The organism is Pseudomonas mercuritolerans (assembly GCF_025706525.1).
Classification (GTDB): Bacteria; Pseudomonadota; Gammaproteobacteria; order Pseudomonadales; family Pseudomonadaceae; genus Aquipseudomonas; species Aquipseudomonas mercuritolerans.
Genome location: NZ_JAMSHA010000005.1, coordinates 395,901 through 416,767, shown reverse-complemented (window position 1 = coordinate 416,767; position 20,867 = coordinate 395,901). Strand labels below are relative to the sequence as shown.

21 protein-coding genes are annotated in these 20,867 nt (G+C 60.5%); 16 read left to right on the top strand and 5 right to left on the bottom strand.

From position 1 onward, the window contains the following. The first annotated feature begins 39 nt into the window (after positions 1-39). The 7 genes from ND528_RS16780 (at position 40) to ND528_RS16750 (ending at position 7,666) form a co-directional block, all read left to right on the top strand. Positions 40-1,041, top strand: a complete 1,002-nt coding sequence (locus ND528_RS16780; RefSeq protein WP_263470745.1) for a PleD family two-component system response regulator — start codon at positions 40-42, stop codon at positions 1,039-1,041. Positions 1,042-1,348: 307 nt separating this feature from the next. Next, positions 1,349-2,444 (top strand): peptide chain release factor 2 gene (gene prfB / locus ND528_RS16775; protein ID WP_099758102.1). Its coding sequence is split into 2 segments (ribosomal slippage): positions 1,349-1,420 and positions 1,422-2,444, totalling 1,095 coding nucleotides; the frame shifts between segments, so codons are not numbered across the junction. Between the two features lie 79 nt (positions 2,445-2,523). Beyond that, a complete protein-coding gene (gene lysS, locus ND528_RS16770; RefSeq protein WP_024011743.1) occupies positions 2,524-4,026 on the top strand; it encodes a lysine--tRNA ligase in 1,503 nt (500 codons plus the stop codon). 105 nt (positions 4,027-4,131) lie between these two features. After that, a complete protein-coding gene (locus ND528_RS16765) occupies positions 4,132-4,845 on the top strand; it encodes a TetR/AcrR family transcriptional regulator (protein WP_016771505.1) in 714 nt (237 codons plus the stop codon). A 186-nt stretch (positions 4,846-5,031) separates the two neighbouring features. After that, positions 5,032-6,282 carry a flavohemoglobin expression-modulating QEGLA motif protein gene (locus ND528_RS16760; protein ID WP_166554750.1) on the top strand — a complete coding sequence of 417 codons (1,251 nt, stop codon included), beginning with the start codon at positions 5,032-5,034 and terminating at the stop codon, positions 6,280-6,282. A gap of 152 nt (positions 6,283-6,434) precedes the next feature. After that, positions 6,435-7,340, top strand: coding sequence for an alpha/beta hydrolase (locus tag ND528_RS16755; protein WP_263470744.1), 906 nt, complete (start codon positions 6,435-6,437; stop codon positions 7,338-7,340). Then, positions 7,337-7,666 carry a hypothetical protein gene (locus tag ND528_RS16750; RefSeq protein WP_263470743.1) on the top strand — a complete coding sequence of 110 codons (330 nt, stop codon included), beginning with the start codon at positions 7,337-7,339 and terminating at the stop codon, positions 7,664-7,666. The genes ND528_RS16755 and ND528_RS16750 overlap by 4 nt, the downstream gene beginning before the upstream one ends. Positions 7,667-7,901: 235 nt before the next feature. On the opposite strand, the gene ND528_RS16745 is transcribed toward ND528_RS16750, so the two are convergent. From ND528_RS16745 to ND528_RS16735, 3 genes are all read right to left on the bottom strand, one after another. Beyond that, the gene (locus ND528_RS16745; protein ID WP_024011746.1) at positions 7,902-8,690 is read right to left on the bottom strand and encodes an OmpA family protein; all 789 of its coding nucleotides are present in this window, start codon (positions 8,688-8,690) and stop codon (positions 7,902-7,904) included. Between the two features lie 55 nt (positions 8,691-8,745). Then, on the bottom strand, positions 8,746-9,150 hold the full coding sequence (locus ND528_RS16740; RefSeq protein ID WP_137215244.1) for a DUF4398 domain-containing protein: 405 nt from the start codon (positions 9,148-9,150) through the stop codon (positions 8,746-8,748). A gap of 363 nt (positions 9,151-9,513) precedes the next feature. After that, entirely contained in the window at positions 9,514-9,858 is a 345-nt protein-coding gene (locus ND528_RS16735) for a hypothetical protein (protein ID WP_042606952.1), read from the bottom strand. A 212-nt stretch (positions 9,859-10,070) separates the two neighbouring features. Here ND528_RS16735 and ppc point away from each other — a divergent pair, with 212 nt between their 5' ends. The 7 genes from ppc (at position 10,071) to ND528_RS16700 (ending at position 17,411) form a co-directional block, all read left to right on the top strand. Further along, a complete protein-coding gene (gene ppc / locus ND528_RS16730) occupies positions 10,071-12,701 on the top strand; it encodes a phosphoenolpyruvate carboxylase (RefSeq protein WP_212615410.1) in 2,631 nt (876 codons plus the stop codon). A gap of 300 nt (positions 12,702-13,001) precedes the next feature. Further along, positions 13,002-13,652: an adenylate kinase gene (gene adk / locus ND528_RS16725; protein ID WP_024011750.1), complete on the top strand. Its 651-nt coding sequence runs from the start codon at positions 13,002-13,004 to the stop codon at positions 13,650-13,652. Between the two features lie 95 nt (positions 13,653-13,747). Further along, positions 13,748-14,422, top strand: a complete 675-nt coding sequence (gene tsaB, locus ND528_RS16720) for a tRNA (adenosine(37)-N6)-threonylcarbamoyltransferase complex dimerization subunit type 1 TsaB (protein WP_137215248.1) — start codon at positions 13,748-13,750, stop codon at positions 14,420-14,422. A 258-nt stretch (positions 14,423-14,680) separates the two neighbouring features. Further along, on the top strand, positions 14,681-14,989 hold the full coding sequence (locus tag ND528_RS16715) for a hypothetical protein (protein WP_186533202.1): 309 nt from the start codon (positions 14,681-14,683) through the stop codon (positions 14,987-14,989). After that, the gene (locus ND528_RS16710; protein ID WP_137215249.1) at positions 14,989-15,849 is read left to right on the top strand and encodes a DUF72 domain-containing protein; all 861 of its coding nucleotides are present in this window, start codon (positions 14,989-14,991) and stop codon (positions 15,847-15,849) included. Before ND528_RS16715 ends, ND528_RS16710 begins: the two co-directional genes overlap by 1 nt. Before the next feature lie 30 nt (positions 15,850-15,879). Further along, on the top strand, positions 15,880-16,716 hold the full coding sequence (locus tag ND528_RS16705) for an isocitrate lyase/PEP mutase family protein (RefSeq protein WP_263470742.1): 837 nt from the start codon (positions 15,880-15,882) through the stop codon (positions 16,714-16,716). Positions 16,717-16,718: 2 nt separating this feature from the next. Next, the gene (locus ND528_RS16700) at positions 16,719-17,411 is read left to right on the top strand and encodes an extensin-like domain-containing protein (RefSeq protein ID WP_130912766.1); all 693 of its coding nucleotides are present in this window, start codon (positions 16,719-16,721) and stop codon (positions 17,409-17,411) included. Positions 17,412-17,414: 3 nt separating this feature from the next. On the opposite strand, the gene ND528_RS16695 is transcribed toward ND528_RS16700, so the two are convergent. Then, complete coding sequence (locus tag ND528_RS16695; RefSeq protein ID WP_056783179.1) at positions 17,415-18,035, bottom strand: hypothetical protein; 621 nt, start codon at positions 18,033-18,035, stop codon at positions 17,415-17,417. A gap of 93 nt (positions 18,036-18,128) precedes the next feature. Between ND528_RS16695 and ND528_RS16690 the strand changes: the two genes are divergently transcribed. Further along, positions 18,129-18,911 (top strand): class I SAM-dependent methyltransferase, encoded by a 783-nt coding sequence (locus ND528_RS16690; RefSeq protein WP_269076997.1) that lies wholly within the window; start codon positions 18,129-18,131, stop codon positions 18,909-18,911. Between the two features lie 104 nt (positions 18,912-19,015). On the opposite strand, the gene ND528_RS16685 is transcribed toward ND528_RS16690, so the two are convergent. After that, entirely contained in the window at positions 19,016-19,669 is a 654-nt protein-coding gene (locus tag ND528_RS16685) for a TetR/AcrR family transcriptional regulator (protein ID WP_212615413.1), read from the bottom strand. A 94-nt stretch (positions 19,670-19,763) separates the two neighbouring features. Between ND528_RS16685 and ND528_RS16680 the strand changes: the two genes are divergently transcribed. Next, positions 19,764-20,864, top strand: coding sequence for an efflux RND transporter periplasmic adaptor subunit (locus tag ND528_RS16680; RefSeq protein WP_263470741.1), 1,101 nt, complete (start codon positions 19,764-19,766; stop codon positions 20,862-20,864). The last annotated feature ends 3 nt before the right edge of the window (positions 20,865-20,867 follow it).

Genomic DNA, 20,867 nt, shown 5'->3' with positions numbered 1-20,867 from the left:
TCCGCAATCCAGGCCCCCGCAGTACTCAGGTGACCGCTCATGAATGATTTACAGATCGACGACATTAAAACCGACGAGAACGCCGCCATGGTGTTGTTGGTGGATGATCAGGCGATGATCGGCGAAGCGGTGCGCCGTGGGCTGTCGAATCAGGAAAACATCGACTTCCACTTCTGCTCCGACCCGCAGCAGGCCATCGCCCAGGCGGTGCGGATCAAGCCGACGGTGATCCTTCAGGATCTGGTGATGCCCGGCCTCGATGGCCTGAGCCTGGTGCGCGAATACCGCAATCATCCGGCGACCAAGGATATCCCGATCATCGTTCTTTCGACCAAGGAAGACCCGCTGATCAAAAGCGCGGCGTTTTCCGCTGGCGCCAACGATTATCTGGTGAAGCTGCCGGACACCATCGAACTGGTCGCGCGCATTCGCTACCACTCGCGGTCCTACATGACATTGCTGCAGCGCGACGCCGCTTACCGAGCGTTGCGGGTCAGCCAGCAGCAGTTGCTCGACACCAACCTGGTGCTGCAACGGCTGATGAACTCCGACGGCCTGACGGGGCTGTCCAACCGTCGTCACTTTGACGAGTACCTGGAACTGGAGTGGCGCCGTTCCCTGCGCGATCAGACGCAGCTGTCGTTGCTGATGATCGACGTCGATTACTTCAAGTCGTACAACGACAGTTTTGGCCACGTTGAAGGCGATGAAGCACTGCGCAAGGTCGCTACGGCGATCCGCGAGGCCAGTGCGCGACCGTCGGATCTGCCGGCGCGTTACGGCGGCGAGGAGTTTGTGCTGGTCCTGCCGAACACCTCGCCCGGCGGCGCGCGGCTGTTGGCCGAGAAACTGCGCCAGACCGTGGCGGCGCTGAAGATCCCGCATAACACACCGACCGAGGGCTCCAGTCTGACCATCAGCATTGGTCTGGCGACCATGGTGCCCCAGGCGGGGAGTGATTGCCGGCTGCTGATTTCGGCGGCGGATCGCGGGTTGTATCTGGCCAAGAACAATGGGCGTAATCAGGTCGGGATCGAGTAACGGCCGTTGCCCTCACCCCTGCCCTCTCCCGGAGGGAGAGGGGGCCGACCGAGGTGTCTCGGGCCAGACATCGACCTGAGAGATCGCAGCGATTATGGATCTTCAGGCTTGGCGATCACGGATTCGGTGAAGCCATTCTATTCGGCGTATGTTTCAAATATCCCCCGATCGGTCCCCTCTCCCTCCGGGAGAGGGCTAGGGTGAGGGCAGCAATCTCGGCCCATTCACCGCCAGACGGGCTGCCGCGACGGCCTGTTTACGTTATACTCGCCGGCTTTCAAAAGTTCGCCAACGAGTGCTGCCCGTCATGGAAATCAACCCGATCCTGAACACCATCAAGGACCTGTCCGAGCGCTCCGAAACTATTCGGGGGTATCTTTGACTACGATCAAAAGCATGAGCGTCTGACCGAGGTCAATCGCGAGCTTGAAGATCCGAGTGTCTGGAACAAACCTGAATACGCCCAGGAGCTGGGCCGCGAGCGTGCCGCGCTGGCGCAGATCGTCGACACCCTCGACGAACTGAACGGCGGTCTGGCCGATTGCCGCGACCTGCTGGACATGGCCGTCGAAGAAAACGACGAAGGCGCAGTGGGCGATGTCGTCGCCGAGCTGGCCCGTCTCGAGGAAAATCTGGCCAAGCTGGAATTCCGCCGCATGTTCAGCCATGAAATGGACCCGAACAACGCCTACCTGGACATCCAGGCCGGTTCCGGCGGCACCGAAGCGCAGGACTGGGCCAACATCCTCCTGCGCATGTACCTGCGCTGGGCCGACAAACGCGGTTTCGACGCGACCATCATGGAACTGTCCGCCGGTGAAGTCGCCGGGATCAAGGGCGCGACCGTGCACATCAAGGGCGAATACGCCTTTGGCTGGCTGCGTACCGAAATCGGCGTGCACCGTCTGGTGCGCAAGAGCCCGTTCGACTCCGGCAACCGTCGCCATACCTCGTTCTCCGCTGTTTTCGTTTCGCCAGAGATCGATGACAAGGTGGAAATCGAAATCAACCCGGCAGACCTGCGGATCGACACCTATCGTTCCTCCGGTGCCGGTGGTCAGCACGTAAACACCACCGACTCGGCCGTACGTATCACCCACGTACCGACCAACACCGTGGTCAGCTGCCAGAACGAGCGTTCCCAGCACGCCAACAAGGACACCGCAATGAAGATGCTGCGGGCCAAGTTGTACGAGCAGGAAATGCAGAAGCGCAATGCGGCCTCGCAGGCGCTGGAAGACACCAAGTCCGATATCGGCTGGGGTCACCAGATTCGCTCTTACGTGCTCGATGCCTCGCGGATCAAGGATCTGCGTACCAACATCGAACGCAGCGATTGCGACAAGGTGCTCGATGGCGACATCGATGAGTACCTGGAAGCCAGCCTGAAATCCGGCCTGTAACACCCTCTGTGGGAGCGGGCTCGCCCGCGATCCCCAGTCGAAGGCTGGGGGCAACGAACCTGATGGAATACTTAAAGACATGAGCGACCTACAACTCGACCCGCAAGCCCTGCAACAGGAAGAAAACTCCCTGATCGCCCTGCGCAAGGAAAAGCTTGCTGCCGAGCGCGCCAAGGGCAATGCCTTCCCGAACGACTTCCGCCGCGACAACTACTGCGATGCCTTGCAGAAACAGTACGCGGACAAGACCAAGGAAGAGCTGGCAGAGGCTGCAATCCCGGTCAAGGTTGCCGGTCGCATCATGCTCAACCGTGGCTCGTTCATGGTGATCCAGGACATGACCGGGCGCATTCAGGTCTACGTCAACCGCAAGACGCTGTCCGAAGAAACCCTGGCCGCGGTGAAAACCTGGGACATGGGCGACATCATTGCCGCCGAAGGCACCCTGGCACGTTCCGGCAAGGGCGACCTGTACGTTGAAATGACCAACGTGCGCCTGCTGACCAAGTCGCTGCGCCCGCTGCCGGACAAGCACCACGGCCTGACCGACACCGAGCAGCGCTACCGCCAGCGTTACGTCGACCTGATCGTCAACGAAGACGTGCGCCAGACCTTCCGCGTGCGTTCGCAAGTGATCGCGCACATCCGCAGCTTCCTGATGAAGCGCGACTTCCTCGAAGTCGAAACGCCGATGCTGCAGACCATTCCCGGCGGCGCCGCAGCCAAGCCGTTCGAAACCCACCACAATGCGCTGGACATGGAAATGTTCCTGCGTATCGCGCCAGAGCTGTATCTGAAGCGTCTGGTGGTTGGTGGTTTTGAAAAGGTCTTCGAGATCAACCGCAACTTCCGTAACGAAGGCGTTTCGACTCGTCACAACCCTGAATTCACCATGTTGGAGTTCTATCAGGCGTACGCCGATTACGAAGACAACATGGACCTGACCGAAGAGCTGTTCCGCGAGCTGGCCCAGCTGGTGCTGGGCAGCACCGACGTGCCGTACGGCGACAAGGTGTTCCACTTCGGCGAGCCGTTCGTGCGTCTGTCGGTGTTCGACTCGATCCTCAAGTACAACCCTGAGCTGACTGCCGATGATCTGAACGACATCGACAAGGCTCGCGCCATCGCCAAGAAGGCCGGCGCCAAGGTGCTGGGCTTCGAAGGTCTGGGCAAACTGCAGGTGATGATTTTCGAAGAACTGGTCGAGCACAAGCTGGAGCAGCCGCACTTCATCACTCAGTACCCGTTCGAAGTGTCGCCGCTGGCCCGTCGCAACGACGAAAACCCGAACGTCACCGACCGCTTCGAGCTGTTCATCGGTGGGCGTGAAATCGCCAACGCCTACTCCGAGTTGAACGACGCGGAAGACCAGGCCGAGCGCTTCATGGCGCAGGTGGCCGACAAGGACGCCGGCGACGACGAAGCCATGCACTACGACGCCGACTTCGTCCGTGCGCTGGAGTACGGCATGCCCCCAACCGCCGGCGAAGGTATCGGCATCGATCGTCTGGTGATGTTGCTGACCAACTCGCCGTCGATCCGCGATGTGATCCTGTTCCCGCACATGCGACCGCAAGCGTAAACGTTTCAGTTAAAAAGCCGCCTAAAACAGGCGGCTTTTTATTGCCTGTCTGGTACAAATGTATCAATTGGTTAATTTGGCATTAGTAGAGGAAGTGCTGTCGTGATGGGTGCATTAGCTCAAGAAGGTGCAGCGGGTATCGCCACTGCGGTCGCTGAAAGTGTTCAGTACCAGGGCCGCAAGGCCAGCCGACAGGGCAGTGAGCAGCGTCGCCAGGACATTCTCGACGCCGCGATGCGCATTGTCGTGCGCGACGGCGTGCGTGCCGTGCGCCATCGTGCGGTCGCGGCGGAGGCCGGCGTGCCGCTGTCGGCGACCACGTATTACTTCAAGGACATCGATGACCTGCTCACCGATACCTTCGCTCAATACGTTGAACGCAGCGCGGCGTACATGGCCAAGTTGTGGATCAATAACGAAGGGCTGCTGCGCGAAATGGTGGTCAGCGCCGACGGCAGCCCGGAGTCGCGCTCGCAACTGGCCGATGACATTGCGCGATTGATGGCCGATTACGTGCACCGGCAACTGATCAACCGCCGCGAGCATCTGATGGCCGAACAGGCGTTCCGTCAGGAAGCGCTGCTTAATCCGCGTCTGGCCATTCTGGTGCGCTCGCACCAGCAGATTCTGCTGCAGGGCACCTGCCAGTTGTTCCAGGTACTGGGCTCGCGTGAACCGCAGCAGGATGCCAAGGTGTTGACGGCGATTATCGGGCGGATGGAATATCAGGGCCTGCTCAACGACGCTGAGCCTCTGGCCGAAGAGGACATGCTCGGGATTCTGACGCGGTATATGCACCTGGTGCTGGCGTCGGTCTAGCGTTTGACGCTAAACCCTGTGGGAGCGAGCCTGCTCGCGAAAGCGCTCTGATATTCAACATCTCCGTTGTCTGACACAGTGCATTCGCGAGCAGGCTCGCTCCCACAAAGGCCTCAGCGCCTATGATTGGCTACGTCACGTTTTCTACAGGAGTTTCGGGTGGACGATTACCAGCAGACGATACGCATGTTGTCCGATCGCATTGTGCTGGCGCAGACGCCGATCCGCGTGCTCGATGCGGTCAAATGGGACGACAACGTGCGCAAGGGCTTTCTCAAGGCCAAGGGCAAGGAAATGCCGGCGGTGGATCGCGACTACTACCTCAACCGCCCGCTGTCGTTCGACTCGAGCCAGGTCAAACTGGAATTCCAGAACATCGAGCGCGACATCACCCGCCAGCTCGGCCAGTTCAACCCGGTCGGGCAGATCATGCGGCGCATGTGCAAGGAATACCGCATGGTGGTGCGCATGCTCGAAGCGCGTGGCACCGAGGACTTCGGCCTGATCTCGCAAGAGCTGTACGGCGCGGCGTCCGATGCCTTCCACGCCGGTGACCCGACATTGGCCGACCTCGGCCTAATGATGTCCGACTACCTGAACAACATCGACGGACGCGGCGATCTCAAGGACGAGCCGAAGATCCTCACCGCCAAAGACGCGGTGCACCTGCTGCAAACCCGACTGAACAAGGTATTCGGTGAGGCCGAAGAGACGATTCGCGTGTTCGAGTCCGACGGCATCGTCGCCGACGCCGCTGCGGGCGCCGACTACATCAAGATTCGCACCGACGCGCTGTTCAACGACCGCGACGTGCGCGCACTGGAAGTCCACGAAGGTCTGGTGCATGTCGGCACTACGCTCAATGGCTTGAACCAGCCGATCTGCACTTTCCTGTCCAAAGGCCCGCCCTCGTCAACGGTGACCCAGGAAGGGCTGGCGATCCTGATGGAAATCATCACCTTCGCTTCTTACCCGAGTCGCCTGCGCAAACTGACCAACCGCACCCGTGCGATTCATATGGTCGAGGAGGGCGCGGACTTCTTGCAGATCTACGAATTCTTCCGCGAGCAAGGTTTCGAGATGGCCGAAAGCTACGGCAACGCCAGCCGGGTGTTCCGTGGCTCGACGCCGACCGGTCTGCCATTCACCAAAGACTTGTCCTATCTCAAGGGCTTCATCATGGTTTACAACTACATTCAGTTGGCCGTGCGCAAGGGCAAGCTTGAGCAGATTCCGTTGTTGTTCTGTGGCAAGACCACACTGGAAGACATGCGGACCTTGCGCCAACTGGTGGACGAAGGACTGGTGGTGCCGCCCAAATATCTACCTGATCAGTTCCGGGATCTGAATGCGTTGTCGGCGTGGATGTGTTTCTCCAACTTCCTCAACCATTTGAGCCTGGACCGGATTGAGGCGGATTATTCCAATATCCTCTAGACCCAGCACCGAACCCCTTGTGGGAGCGAGCCTGCTCGCGAATGCGATTTCACCTTCAACATTGATGTCGGCTGATACACCGCTTTCGCGAGCAGGCTCGCTCCCACAGGTTTGATTTGTGTTCAGTTCTCTTCTTTGCGAGGTTTCACCGGATGAGAATCCTCGGCATCCTTTGCCTGCTCTTGACCCTCGGTGGTTGCAGTTCGCTGCTGTTCTATCCTGAACCGGGCCAGATATTCACCCCGGACAAAGCCAAACTCGAATACCGCACCGTCACCCTGACCACCGCCGATGGCTTGAAACTCAACGCCTGGTGGCTGCCGGCCAAACCTGGCGTCGAGGTCAAAGGCACGGTCCTGCATCTGCACGGCAACGGCGGCAATCTGCCGATGCATCTGGGCGGCAGCTGGTGGTTGCCGAAGAACGGCTATCAGGTCTTGTTGGTCGACTATCGCGGCTACGGTTTGTCCGAGGGCAAGCCGAGCCTGCCGGCGATCTATCAGGACATCGACGCCGCGTTCGCCTGGCTCGACAACGCGCCCGAGGTCAAAGGCAAACCGCTGGTGCTGCTCGGGCAAAGCCTCGGCGGCGCGATGTCGGTGCATTGGCTGGCGCAGCACCCGGAACGGCAAAAACAACTCAAGGCCCTGGTGCTGGATGGCGTGCCGGCCAGTTATCGCAGTGTCGGCCAATTCGCCCTCAGCACTTCGTGGCTGACCTGGCCATTGCAAGTGCCGCTGTCGTGGCTGGTCCCGGACGGCGACAGCGCGATCAACTCGATGGCGCAGTTGACCGGCGTGCCCAAGCTGATCTTCCACAGCATCGACGATCCGCTGGTACCGATGGCCAACGGCATTCGCCTGTATCAGGCAGCGCCGCCGCCGCGCGTGTTGCAGCTGACCCGTGGCGGTCATGTGCAAACCTTCGGCGACCCGGTGTGGCGTCAGGTCATGCTGCGCTATCTCGACGACCCCGAACACTTCGACGGCCTGCGCCGCCTCGGCGAAATCCCCAATTATCCGAAAGCCCCGAATTCTGAAGATGAGAGTCCGCAATGAGTGAAGAACGTAACGCCATCCCACTGATCATCACCGGTATCTGCAGCATCCTCGGCACCGTCGGGGCGCTGTGGTACTACGGCTACCTGCACTTTGCCAAGCCTGAGGATGCGTTGCTGCTCAGCGAATTCACCATGCTCAAGACCGTGCCGGGCGAGGACTACAAAGTCTCGCTGACGCCTGCGCCGCAAGTTGCGCAGTGCATTGATGGCGTGCTGGTGCTGTTCGATACCGAACAGAAAGGCCTGACCGGGGTGCTGGTCAACACGCAGAAGAAAGCTGTGCGGTGTATGGGCGAAGAGACTCCGCAGAAACTCGAGAAGTGATTCTGCAGGTTCAGCCCTCACCCTAACCCTCTCCCAGAGGGAGAGGGGACTGACCGAGGTGTTTGTTTAAGCTACGTCGACCTGATCCATTGCGCCGAACACAAGTTTTGAAAGCGACACAAATCGGCTCCCTCTCCCTTGGGAGAGGGCTGGGGTGAGGGGCTACGATGTCTGCTCCCACAAAAAAGCCCCGCCTGATCAATTCAGGCGGGGCTTTTGCGTTACCGGGTGAAGCTTAGTTCGAGCTCACCGAAGAACGCGGTGCTACTGGCTGGTTGTCGTTGGAGATGGTCACTTCCACACGACGATTCATCGCACGGCCCGAGACGCTGCCGTTATCCGCTACCGGGTATTCCTTGCCATAACCCTGAGCGACGATGCGCGAAGGGTCGACGCCCATCTTGATCAGAGCCATCTGCACGGAAGTCGCGCGGCGCTCGGACAGCGACTGGTTGTAGCTCGCGGTGCCGGTGCTGTCGGTGTAACCCTCGACGATCACTTTGCGATCCGGGTTTTCCTGGAGGAATTGCGCCAGTTTGTTGATGTTCACCAGGCCGCTGGATTTCAGATCAGCCTTGTTGGTGGCGAACAGCACGTCACCGAAAGTCACCAGCGTACCGCGATCGGTCTGCTTGGCGTTGAGGCTGTCCTGCAGCTGTTTGATCTGCTGGTCACGGGCATCCAGACGGGCCTGGGCACGTTGGGCTGCGGCGTTTTTCAGGTTGTTTTCAGCGGTGCGCAGAGCGATGGTCTGCTTGGCCACTTCGACGCGCTGGTTGGTCAGGTAAGCCAATTGGTCAACCTTGGCCGCATCTTCTTTGTCCAGATATGCCTTGTCGGCCTTGTCCAGGTAATCGCTGGCGTCTTTGGTTTCCAGTGCCGCGACTTTGCTCGCCTGTGGGTTGGCCTGCAGGCCGGCGTAGTTGGTGCGCGCCTGTTCCAGGTTCGGGTTAGGCGGAGTAGAGCAGGCAGCCAGTGCAACGCTTGCGGCCAGAAGAGCGGGAATCATCAGTTGCTTACGCATAATTTGTCGTCCTTTCTATCGGTAAGAGTTTCAGCTTTGCGGTCGGGATGCGCGCTTACTGCACAGTGCGCTGGCTTTCCTGACGCAGTTCCTGAACACCTTTCTGGGAATCCTTCACAGCCTGTTCGGCCTTGGCGGCCTGAGCCTTGCGTTCAGCGACGCGAGCGTCCCATTCAGCCTGTTCGGCCAGGCGACGGGCCTCGTCATACTTCTTGTCGTGCATGGCGATTTCAGCTTGTTTCAGTTTGTCCTGAGCCTGCTTCATTTCCACCGCAGCAAATTCGGTACCGCCAGCGCTGACGGCGCTGTTGACGGCCGATTGGGTCACGGCGTACTGCTCGGTCGGTGGGTTACCCGCGCAACCGGCCAGTACGAAGCTGGTGCCGATGGCCAGAGCGGCCAGTTTCAGACCGCGCAGGTGGGAAAACGAGGTTTGGGTTTTCATGGTCTTCAACTCCATTAGGCATCTCCTGAAAATACAACTGAATCCATCCTGGCAGAGGAGCCGAAAGCATCGCTTGTTGACGCGAATTGAAACGCTCGTTCCAGGCGTGGTTACCTGTTCCGACCGGCGGCATTTTTGAAAAGTTCAGAAAAGATGGCCTATCGCCAAAAATTAAATTGACCGTTTGGACAAGGCTCTGGAACGGGAACTTTGGGGCTTTGGAGCGGTACGCGCGGGTGCAATCTGGCCGTTGATAAACCAATTTGCGATCTGGAATACAGCCTATCTGGGAGCGAGCCTGTGTCAGCCAGCGCAAATGCTGGATGAAAATCCGCATTCGCGAGCAGGCTCGCTCCCACATTTGTGATGTGTGTCGGATCAGTGCTTCTGCTTGTTCTCAGCCGAGGACAAATCATGCAAATGCCGCCGCGACAACGCCAGAAAACGCGGCGTCGGGCCGACATCCTCATACAGCGGATCACCTTCCTCGTCCGTCGCCACCACGGTCGAACCCTTCACATACGGCAGGCTCGCTTCGAACTCCTCGAGCGCGGCGCCGATCAGTTCGCCGAGCAACTCCTCGGGATGACGTTTGGGGTACATCTCCGCAATCGCCGCCAGCCTCGCAGCGGATTCCACATCCAGATGAATCGTGTAGCCGGTGTCGGTCAGGCGACCTTTGGCGTTTTCTTCCCAATGCTGGGCGAGTTCACGAATTTTCATGATGACCTCATTTAGCGCCTGCTGATGGCAGGCCTGGGTGAGTGTCCGGCAGCGCCGGCGGCGGGCCGTCGTACGGCTTACTGTTGAGACTGACATTCACGCGCAAGGTTTAAGTCGATTCGTCGCCTGCTTGTAAGAAGCGGCGCAGAGCGGCACTCTCTGGCAAAGCATTCGTTTCTGCGCTGTCCCCGATTACCGCTGGAGAACTGCTGATGACCGATATTGATGCACGCTTGCGCGAAGACGTTCACCTGCTCGGAGAGCTGTTGGGCAACACCATTCGAGACCAGTACGGCGAGGCGTTCCTCGACAAGATCGAGCAGATTCGCAAGGGCGCCAAGGCCGACCGGCGCGGCTCGATGGACGCTGAACTGAGCGCCAGCCTCAATCAATTGAGCGAAGACGAATTGCTCCCGGTCGCGCGGGCCTTCAATCAGTTTCTCAACCTCGCCAACATCGCCGAGCAATATCAGCTGATCCATCGCCGCGAGGAATCGCAACCGGCGCCGTTCGAGTCGCGGGTATTGCCGGAACTGCTCGCGCGCCTGCGCAGCGAAGGGCACAGCGCCGAATCCCTGGCCCGGCAACTGGCTCGCCTGGAAATCGAACTGGTGCTGACCGCGCACCCGACCGAAGTGGCGCGACGCACGTTGATCCAGAAGTACGATGCAATCGCCGCGCAACTGGCCGCGCAGGATCATCGCGACCTGACCAGCGCCGAGCGCGAGCAGATCCACAGCAAACTGCAACGGCTGATCGCCGAAGCGTGGCACACCGAAGAAATCCGCCGCACCCGACCGACCCCGGTCGATGAAGCCAAGTGGGGCTTTGCGGTGATCGAGCATTCGTTGTGGCAGGCGATCCCCAACCATATGCGCAAGGCCGATCAGGCGCTGTTCGCCGCGACGGGCCTGCGCTTGCCGCTGGAAGCCGCGCCGATCCGTTTCGCCTCATGGATGGGCGGCGACCGTGACGGCAACCCCAATGTCACCGCCGCCGTCACTCGCGAAGTCTTGCTGCTGGCGCGCTGGATGGCCGCTGATTTGTATCTGCGCGATGTCGATCACCTTGCTGCCGAGTTGTCGATGCAGCAGGCCAGCGATGCGCTGAAGGCCAAGGCCGGCGACAGCGCCGAACCTTATCGCGCGGTGCTCAAACAATTGCGCGAACGTCTGCGTGCGACGCGCAATTGGGCGCACGCTGCATTGACCGCGCCGACCCCGGCCACCGCCGATGTGCTGCACGACAATCGCGACCTGCTCGAGCCGTTGCAGTTGTGTTTCAACTCGCTGCACGAGTGCGGCATGGGCGTCATCGCCGACGGGCCGTTGCTCGACTGCCTGCGTCGGGCGGTGACGTTCGGACTGTTTCTGGTGCGCCTCGATGTGCGTCAGGATTCAACGCGGCACAGCTCGGCGATGACCGAAATCACCGATTACCTCGGCCTCGGCCGCTATGAGGAATGGGACGAAGAGCAGCGCATCAACTTCCTCACCGAGGAGCTGAGCAACCGTCGTCCGTTGCTGCCCGCGCATTTCAAACCATCGGCGGATACCGCCGAAGTGCTCAACACCTGCAAGGAAATCGCCGCCGCGCCCGCTGCGTCGCTGGGTTCCTACGTGATCTCCATGGCCGGCGCCGCTTCCGACGTGCTCGCGGTGCAACTGCTGCTCAAGGAATCCGGCGTTCTGCGGCCGATGCGCGTGGTGCCGCTGTTCGAAACCCTCGCCGACCTCGACAACGCCGGGCCGGTGATGGAACGTCTGTTGCTGTTGCCGGGCTATCGCGCGCGTTTGCACGGCCCGCAGGAAGTGATGATCGGCTATTCCGACTCGGCCAAGGATGCCGGCACCACCGCTGCTGCGTGGGCGCAATATCGCGCGCAGGAGCGCCTGGTGGATATCTGCCGTGAGCAGCAAGTCGAACTGCTCCTGTTCCACGGTCGCGGCGGCACCGTTGGCCGTGGCGGCGGTCCGGCGCACGCGGCGATTCTGTCGCAACCACCGGGTTCGGTGGCGGGACGTTTCCGCACCACCGAGCAGGGAGAAATGATTCGTTTCAAATTCGGCCTGCCGGACATCGCCGAGCAAAACCTCAATCTTTATCTGGCCGCCGTGCTCGAAGCGACCTTGCTGCCACCGCCGCCGCCGACTCCGGAATGGCGCCATCTGATGGACGAATTGGCGGCGGACGGTGTCAGCGCTTACCGCCAGGTGGTGCGGGAAAATCCGCAATTCGTTGAGTACTTCCGTCAGTCGACCCCAGAGCAGGAGCTGGGACGTTTGCCGCTCGGCAGTCGCCCGGCCAAACGCCGCGCCGGCGGTATCGAAAGCCTGCGGGCGATCCCGTGGATCTTCGGCTGGACCCAAACCCGATTGATGCTGCCGGCCTGGCTGGGGTGGGAGACTGCGCTGAGCAAGGCGCTGGAGCGTGGCGAAGGTGAGTTGCTGGGGCAGATGCGCGAACAGTGGCCGTTTTTCCGCACTCGTATCGACATGCTGGAAATGGTCTTGGCCAAGGCCGACGCGGATATCGCGCAGTCCTATGACGAACGTTTGGTCGAAGCCGATCTGCTGCCGTTGGGCGCGCAGTTACGCGACCTATTGTCGCAGGCATGCTCCGTAGTATTGGGCCTGACCGGGCAGTCGCAGCTGCTGGCGCACAGCCCGGACACCCTCGAATTCATCCGCTTGCGCAATACCTATCTCGACCCGCTGCATCTATTGCAGGCCGAATTGTTGGCGCGTTCGCGGCAGCAGGAAGTCGAGCAGGGCAGCCCGGTGGAACAGGCGCTGCTGGTGTCTGTGGCGGGGATTGCCGCCGGATTGCGCAATACCGGCTAAGGTTGCTGAGCACGTCAGGCGGCATCCGCGATGAGGGTCGGATGCCGCTACTTGTGCCGTAGGAAAGTGCCGCGAGGCGACAGTTAATGTTGGGGTTGCGACTTGGGTTACCGCGTCGCGAGGTCACGGCGGGCGTCGGTTTCTCCGACTTTTGGCGTCTTGTGTGGGCGCAGCCTGCTGTGTATCTTGATCAGCCTTTGGCCGTTTGTGCGGCCACGACCCTTATTTTCAGGATCCGCCGGTTACGAGCGAATCCTTTGTTTTGTAAAGCTTTTATATAAAAAATTGAGGAGCACATCGATGCGCGTCATTCTGCTGGGAGCTCCCGGGGCCGGTAAAGGTACTCAGGCAAAATTCATCACCGAGAAATTCGGCATTCCGCAAATCTCCACCGGCGACATGCTGCGTGCAGCAGTCAAGGCTGGCACTCCACTGGGCGTACAAGCCAAGAGCATCATGGATGCCGGCGGCCTGGTGTCGGATGACCTGATCATCGCGCTGGTCAAGGACCGCATCGCTCAACCTGATTGCGCCAACGGTTTCCTGTTCGATGGCTTCCCGCGCACCATTCCGCAGGCTGAAGCACTGGTCACTGCCGGCGTCGAGCTGGATGCCGTGGTCGAGATCGCTGTAGAAGACGAAGAAATCGTCCAGCGCATCGCCGGTCGCCGTGTTCACGAAGCCAGCGGCCGCGTTTACCACATCGTCTACAACCCGCCGAAACTGGCTGGCAAGGACGACATCACCGGTGAAGAGCTGGTGCAGCGCAAGGACGACACCGAAGAAACCGTGCGTCATCGCCTGTCGGTCTACCATTCGCAGACCAAACCGCTGGTGGATTTCTATAAAAACCTTTCCGCCAACAACGGCGGTAAGCCAAAGTACAGCCACATCGAAGGCGTGGGTTCGGTTGATGCGATCACCGCCAAGGTGTTGGCCGCGCTGAGCTGAAAAGTCTGATCGGCTGCATCATCCACGGCCCGCTTGCGGGCCGTAGTTGTTTATACTGACGCACTTTTTTCCCCACCCCTGTTTTGGAAACATCGATGAGCACCTTGCTGGCCCTGGACACCGCGACTGAAGCTTGCTCCGTTGCCTTGCTGCATGACGGCAAGGTCACGAGTCATTACGAGGTGATCCCGCGCCTGCATGCGCAGAAGCTGCTGCCGATGATCCAGCAATTGCTCGCCGATGCCGGCACCACATTGCAAGCGGTCGACGCGATTGCCTTCGGCCGTGGCCCGGGCGCGTTCACCGGTGTGCGCATTGCCATTGGTGTGGTGCAGGGTTTGGCCTTTGCTTTGGATCGTCCGGTGTTGCCGGTATCCAACCTTGCAGTGCTGGCACAGCGTGGCTTTCGTGAACATGGCGCAAGCCAGGTGGCAGCCGCCATCGATGCGCGGATGGATGAAGTGTATTGGGGCTGCTACCGCGAGACGGCGGGGGAGATGCGTCTGGTCGGTGCCGAAGCGGTGCTGCCGCCGGAGGTGGCTGCGCTACCGGCCGATGCCACAGGTGACTGGTTCGGTGCCGGTACCGGTTGGGGTTATGGTGAGCGCATTGCGGTCAATCTAAGCGGCTCCGACGCCGGCATGCTGCCCCACGCCGAAGACCTGCTAACGCTCGCGCGTTTTGCCTGGGAGCGCGGCGAGGCGATCCCGGCGGATGACGCCCAGCCCGTCTACCTGCGCGATAAAGTCGCCACCCCGAAAGCCCGCTGATACGACACTTTCTCCTGTGGGAGCGAGCCTGCTCGCGAAGGCTTCTGGTCAGTCAATGCATGTGTTGAATGTGCTGGTCCCTTCGCGAGCAGGCTCGCTCCCACAGGTTCGCTGGTCACATACAAATATCGCCAATCGTCAGTTTCTACGCCCTCGCTTAAAACCTTTTGCGCTTTCTGTGTTCTAGTTATCACTCGGCAGTTTGCTAAGTCGGTCAGGTGCCGCTAAATTGCCATCATTGATACCGAGCATGACATTATGCGTATAGACGGCGTTTCCACTCAGTCCTACCCCATCAAGCGCAAGCCGCGCAAAGGCAATGCGGCGCTGGATGAGTCCGTCGACATCATCGACGGCGAGCTGGAATTTCCGAGCGAGGAGCAGCTTGCTGCTCGTGCCGCCCAAGCCGCTGCGCAACGCCTGAGCAACCTGCCTGCCCGTCAGCAAGACATGATTTACCACCGCGCGATGAAGAAAAGCGTAGCCATGGCCCTGGCCAGCTACCTCAGCACCGCCGGTTTTGTCGATTGGGACGCAGACGTGCTGGGCCTCGATCTGTATATCTGATGGATCTGCCTTACTACCTCGGTTGCCCGTCCTGGAGCGAAAATGCCTGGCGCGAGTATCTGTATCCGGTAGACGCAAAAACCTCCGACTTTCTCGCTCTCTACTGCCAGGTGTTCAACGCCGTCGAAGGCAACACCACCTTCTACGCCAGTCCGTCGCCAGCCACTGTGCAGCGCTGGGCCGAGATCATGCCGGCGCACTTTCGCTTCACTGCCAAATTCCCCGGCGACATCAGCCACAGTGGTGACCTGCGCGAGCAACTGACCGCTGCCGAAACCTTCCTGCAATTACTCAAGCCGTTGGGCGAACGTGTTTCGCCGCTGTGGCTGCAACTGTCGAAAAGCTTCACGCCGCAGCGTCTGCCGGAGCTCGCGGCGTTTATCGATGCGCTGGATTGCCCGCTTGCGGTCGAGGTGCGCAATGAACAGTTCTTCGCCAAGGGCGAGAGCGAGCGTCTGCTCAATCGTCTGTTGCTGGATCGCGGTGTCGAGCGCATCTGTCTTGACCCGCGCGCGCTGTTCAGCTGCTTGTCGACCGAGTCCTCGGTGATCCACGCGCAGTCGAAAAAGCCGCGAGTGCCGACCCGTCCGGCGGCGTTCACGCAGTTTCCGCAGGTGCGTTTCATCGGCCATCCCGAGCTTGAGGCCAACGATGCGTTTCTCGTGCCGTGGGTGGTGAAAATTGCTGAATGGATCGAAGAGGGGCGCACGCCTTACATGTTCCTGCACACCGCCGACAACCTGTTGGCAGCGAAACTGGCGCAACGTTTTCACGCACAACTGATGCAACGTTTGCCTGGCTTGCCCGCGCTGCCTGAGCTATACAGAGAACCCGCCGCCGAGCAGCTTGGCTTGCTCTGAGGCGGGTTTTTTCTGTCCGGGAGTCCGTCGATGAACGTCCAAGTCAGTCAACAACAACTCCTCAAAGCTCAAGCCTTCAAGGCCCTGCATGATCGCCAGGGGATCTTCGTCATCCCCAATCCGTGGGATGCCGGCTCGGCGAAGATGCTCGCCAGTCTTGGCTATCAGGCCTTGGCCACCACCAGCGCCGGTTACGCGTTTTCCCAGGGCAAGGTTGATGGCGCGTTGAGTCTCGACGAGACCCTGGCCAATGTCCGCGCGATTGTCGCGGCGACGGATCTGCCGGTGGCGGTGGATCTGGAAAACGGCTTTGCCGATGATCCGCTGGAGTCCGCGCAGAGTCTGTTGCGCGCCGCCGAGGCGGGCGCGGTGGGCGGGTCGATCGAAGACGCGACCGGGCGCCCGGATGCGCCGATCTATTGCTTCGAACACGCCGTCGCACGGATTGAAGCCGCCGTCGCGGCGGTGCGCACCTTGCCGTTTCCCTTCATCCTCACGGCTCGCGCGGAAAATTACCTGCACGGTAATCCCGATCTCGACGACACCATTCGCCGCTTGCAGGCATTTGCCGAAGCGGGTGCCGACGTGCTCTACGCGCCGGGTTTGCGCAGCGCCGAAGAAGTGCGTGCAGTGGTGCAAGCGGTGGCACCGAAACCGGTCAATGTGTTGATGTCTGGCGGTTTGAAACTGACCGTGCAGCAGCTCGAGGAAATGGGCGTACGCCGCATCAGCACCGGCTCTGCTCTGGCGCTGGCGGCGTTCGGCGAGTTCTTCCGCGCGGCGGAAGAGATCCAACAGGCCGGCACCTTTGGCTTTACGTCGCAGTCGATGCCGTACGCCAAGGCCAATCAATTCTTCAAGGACTGAGCATGGGGCGCTGGCTTTTCTGGGTGCTGTTGCTGGCGATCGGCGGTGCGGCGGTCAGTGTCTGGCGCGGCTGGCTGGAGGTGCCGCCGCAGTGGAACCCGTGGGCGCCATTGGACATAAAAGCCGCGCCCAACTGGCTGACCGGTTACAAACTCATGCGCCTGCGCAGCGATCCTGAACTGTGCGCACAGGCATTGAGCAGCTCGGATCTGCGCGTCAGCCCCCAAGCCGACAGTCCGGGCGCCAAGTGTCCGCTGATCGGTGCTCTGCGGGTGCAGGGCGGTGAAGTAGCGCTGAGCAGCAGTTTCATCGCCAGTTGCCCGCTGGCGGTGGCCTACGCGATGTTCGAACACCACACCCTGCAGCCGGCGGCGCAATCGGTTTACGGCCAGAAAATCGCGCGGGTCGATCACCTCGGCAGCTTCGCCTGTCGCAATGTCTACAACCGTGAGAGCGGTGCCCTTAGCCGACATGCGAGTGCCGATGCGCTGGACATCGCCGGTTTCCGCCTGTCTGACGGGCGCACGATCAGCGTGCTCAAGGATTGGCCCAAGCAAAACCAGGACGCAGAGTTTTTGCGCCAGCTGCGTGACGGCGCCTGTGAGTCATTCAGTGTGGTGTTGAGTCCGGACTACAACGCCGCTCATCGCAATCACTTCCATGTCGATGTCGGGCGCTGGAGCGTGTGTCGCTGAGGATCAGGCGGCGAGGCGCAGGTTCTGCAGGACGATCGGGCGAGCCCAGCCATTATCGAAGTCCAGAGCTTTCTGTTGCTCGACGATTTCTTCCGGCGGGAACGGCGGGTAAGGCTTCTGCAGCAAGTCCAGGTCGAACTCGGCAATCGGCAGGTACAGCGGACGTTTCTGCGGAGCAGGGCCTGGCTCCGGCACTGGCTGGCCATTGTTGATCACAATCGGGCGTACCCAGCTGCTGTCGAAATCCTGTTGCTCTTGCTGAGCCTTGAGTTCTTCTGGCGGGAACGGTGGGAACGGCTTGTCCAGCAGCTCCATTTCGAACTCGGCGATCGGCAGGAACAGTGGCTCCGGCGGGCGAACCTGGGTTTCGACCACGTCGCACTCACGCTGGCTGACGATGTGCGCGTGCAGCTCGCTGCCAACGGTCGGTTCTTCCGGGCTGTTCAGGTCAACCGGTGGAAACGTGCCACAGGCAGGCACCACTTCACTCGTCTGTTCGGCCAGGGCCTGGGCAAAGAAATCCTGCCACAGGTGACTGACGCCGCTCAGTGCTTGAGTGTTATGACGGCTGAAGTCGCCATGGGGCGAAACGTAGCCAATCGATGTGGGAAGAATGCCTGACATTTTTTTCGGTTGACGCTCAGCTCTGGCAAAATGCGCGTTGAATGGTTTATCGGCGGTTTTTGTCGATCCTTAACTTTTTTGAGCGTTTTTTTCATGATCGAGTCACCCGCGGCCTGCCGCATCCATGTCCAGGCCCTCGCCCCAGCGTTTCAAGCGCAAGCCGCACACTGGGCCGAACGTCTCGGCCTGCCGCTCGGCGAGGCGGACGGTGAGTTCGCCTTGCAGGTCGGCGAACAGGGTTTGCAGTTGCAGCAGCTCGGCCCGGATGCGCCTGGACCGGTGCGGGTCGACTTCGTCGAAGGCGGCGCGGCGCATCGTCGATTGTATGGCGGCGGCAGCGGGCAGATGATCGCTAAAGCGGTCGGCATCGCCCAAGGCGTACGCCCGCGGGTGCTGGATGCCACGGCGGGATTGGGCAAGGATGCGTTTGTGTTGGCCAGTCTCGGTTGTGAAATGAGCCTGATCGAGCGTCAGCCGCTGATCGGCGCACTGCTTGAGGACGGCTTGGCGCGGGCGGCAGAAGATTTCGATGTAGCGCCGATCGTGGCGCGGATGAAACTGCTCAAGGGCAATTCCATCGAAGTGATGCGCAGTTGGGAAGGGGAGGCGCCGCAGGTGATCTATCTCGACCCGATGTTCCCGCATCGCGAGAAAACCGCGCTGGTGAAAAAAGAGATGCGCCTGTTCCGCCCGCTGGTCGGCGATGATCCGGATGCCCCGGCCCTGCTTGAAGCCGCACTGGCACTGGCCACGCACCGGGTGGTGGTGAAGCGCCCGCGCAAGGCACCGTGCATCGAAGGGCCGAAACCGAGCCATGCGCTGGATGGCAAATCGAGCCGGTATGACATTTATCCGAAAAAAGCGCTGAAGCCCTAGAAGCAGCTGCAGGCTGCAAGCTGCAAGCTGCAAGCTACAAGCTACAAGCTACAAGCCAGAGCCAGAGCCAATTCACTGCTTTTGCTTTTTCTTGCAGCTTGCAGCTAGAAGCTCGCAGCTGCTCCTCCCCCGTAGGCCCTGATAAACAACCCCACCACCTCCCGCACATGCCGCTCCGCTGCCTCTCCGGTCAGCGGCTCGCCGCAGCCGTACAACAAACGGAAATTCCCCGCGCCTTTGATCAGGCAGAAGAAGTGCTCGGCGGCATTGCGTGGCTGGTCGATGCTCAGCGCGCCGGTTGCATGGATTTTCGTCAGCAGACCTTCCATGCCGTTGACCACGCGCTCGGGGCCGGCCTCGAAGAAGATCAGCGACAGCTTCGGATCCTGACTGCCCAGCGCCATGATCAGGCGGTGCAGGTTCACTGATTCATCGCTGTTGATCAGTTGATGGAAGCCCCGGGCAATGTTCAGCAATACATTTTCCACCGCGATGCCATCCGGCAATTCGAAGAACAGCGGCGGTAATTGTTCCTCGCATTTCGCGACGACAGCAGCGGAGAACAGCGTCTCCTTGTCGTTGAAATGGCTATAGACCGTCAGCTTCGACACGCCGGCCTCGCTGGCAACCGCGTCCATGCTGGTGTTGGCGTAGCCATGGCAGAGAAACAGGGTTTTCGCCGCATCCAGGATCGCCTGGCGTTTGGCCAGATCCTTGGGGCGGCCCGGGCCGTTTGAAGTTGAAAGATTGTTCGACATTCTTCGCTTTTAATACTGGACTGGTGAGTTTGCTATTAATACCATACCCGCCAGTATAAATATTCCAAGCCTCATTCGCGAAAGGTCCGTCACCATGTTCCGCCATGCGTTGTCCTTTGCCGTGCCAGTCAGTCTGGCGTTCCTGTTATCGGCGTGCGGTCAGGAAGAGGTGACCAAAGTCACCGTACGCCCGGCCATGGTGGTACAGCCCGAGCCTTCGGCGCAGGCGATGGAAAGTTATCCGGGCGAGGTGCGTGCCCGTTATGAGCCTGATCTGGCATTCCGCATCGGCGGCAAAGTCAGCCGACGACTGGTCGACGAAGGCCAGCGCGTCAAGGCCGATCAGCCCTTGGCCGAACTCGATCCGCAGGATGTGCGCCTGCAACTGGAAGCTACCCGCGCGCAGGTTGCTGCCGCCGAGGCCAATCTGAACCTAGTGCGCGCCGAGCGTGATCGCTACAAAACCCTGATGGAGCGGCAGATGGTCAGCCGCTCGGCCTACGACAACGCCGAAAATCTATATCGCTCCGGCGAAGCCCGCCTTAAACAAATCAAAGCTGAATTCAACGTTTCGACCAACCAGGCCAGTTACGCAGTGCTGCGTGCGCCGCAGGATGGCGTGGTGGCCAAGCGTTCGGTGGAAGTCGGTCAGGTGGTCGCTGCCGGGCAAACCGTGTTCACTCTCGCCACCGATGGTGAGCGCGAAGTGTTGATCAGCCTGCCGGAGCAAAGCTTCGGCCGCTTCAAGGTTGGTCAGCCGGTTACCGTGGAATTGTGGGCACAGCAGAATCAACGCTTCGCCGGGCAGATCCGCGAGTTGTCGCCGTCCGCCGACCCGCGCTCACGCACTTTTGCTGCGCGTATCTCGTTCACCAGCGGCAAAGTCCAGGCCGAACTGGGGCAGAGCGCCCGGGTGTTCGTGCAAGCGGCTGACAGTGTCTCGCTTTCCATACCGCTTTCCGCGCTGACCGCTGAAAACGGCGCGACCTACGTCTGGGTGGTCAACGGCAACAACACGTTGAAGAAAACTCCGGTACGGGTCGGTCCGTTCGGCGAGAAAAGCGTGGCGGTGCTCGAAGGCCTGAATGCCAGCGACTGGGTGGTGGCTGCCGGCGTTCACGTATTGCTCGACGGCCAGCAGGTGCGACCAGTGGATCGCTCCAACCGTGTGGTCAATCTGGCGAACAAGGAGTAAGCC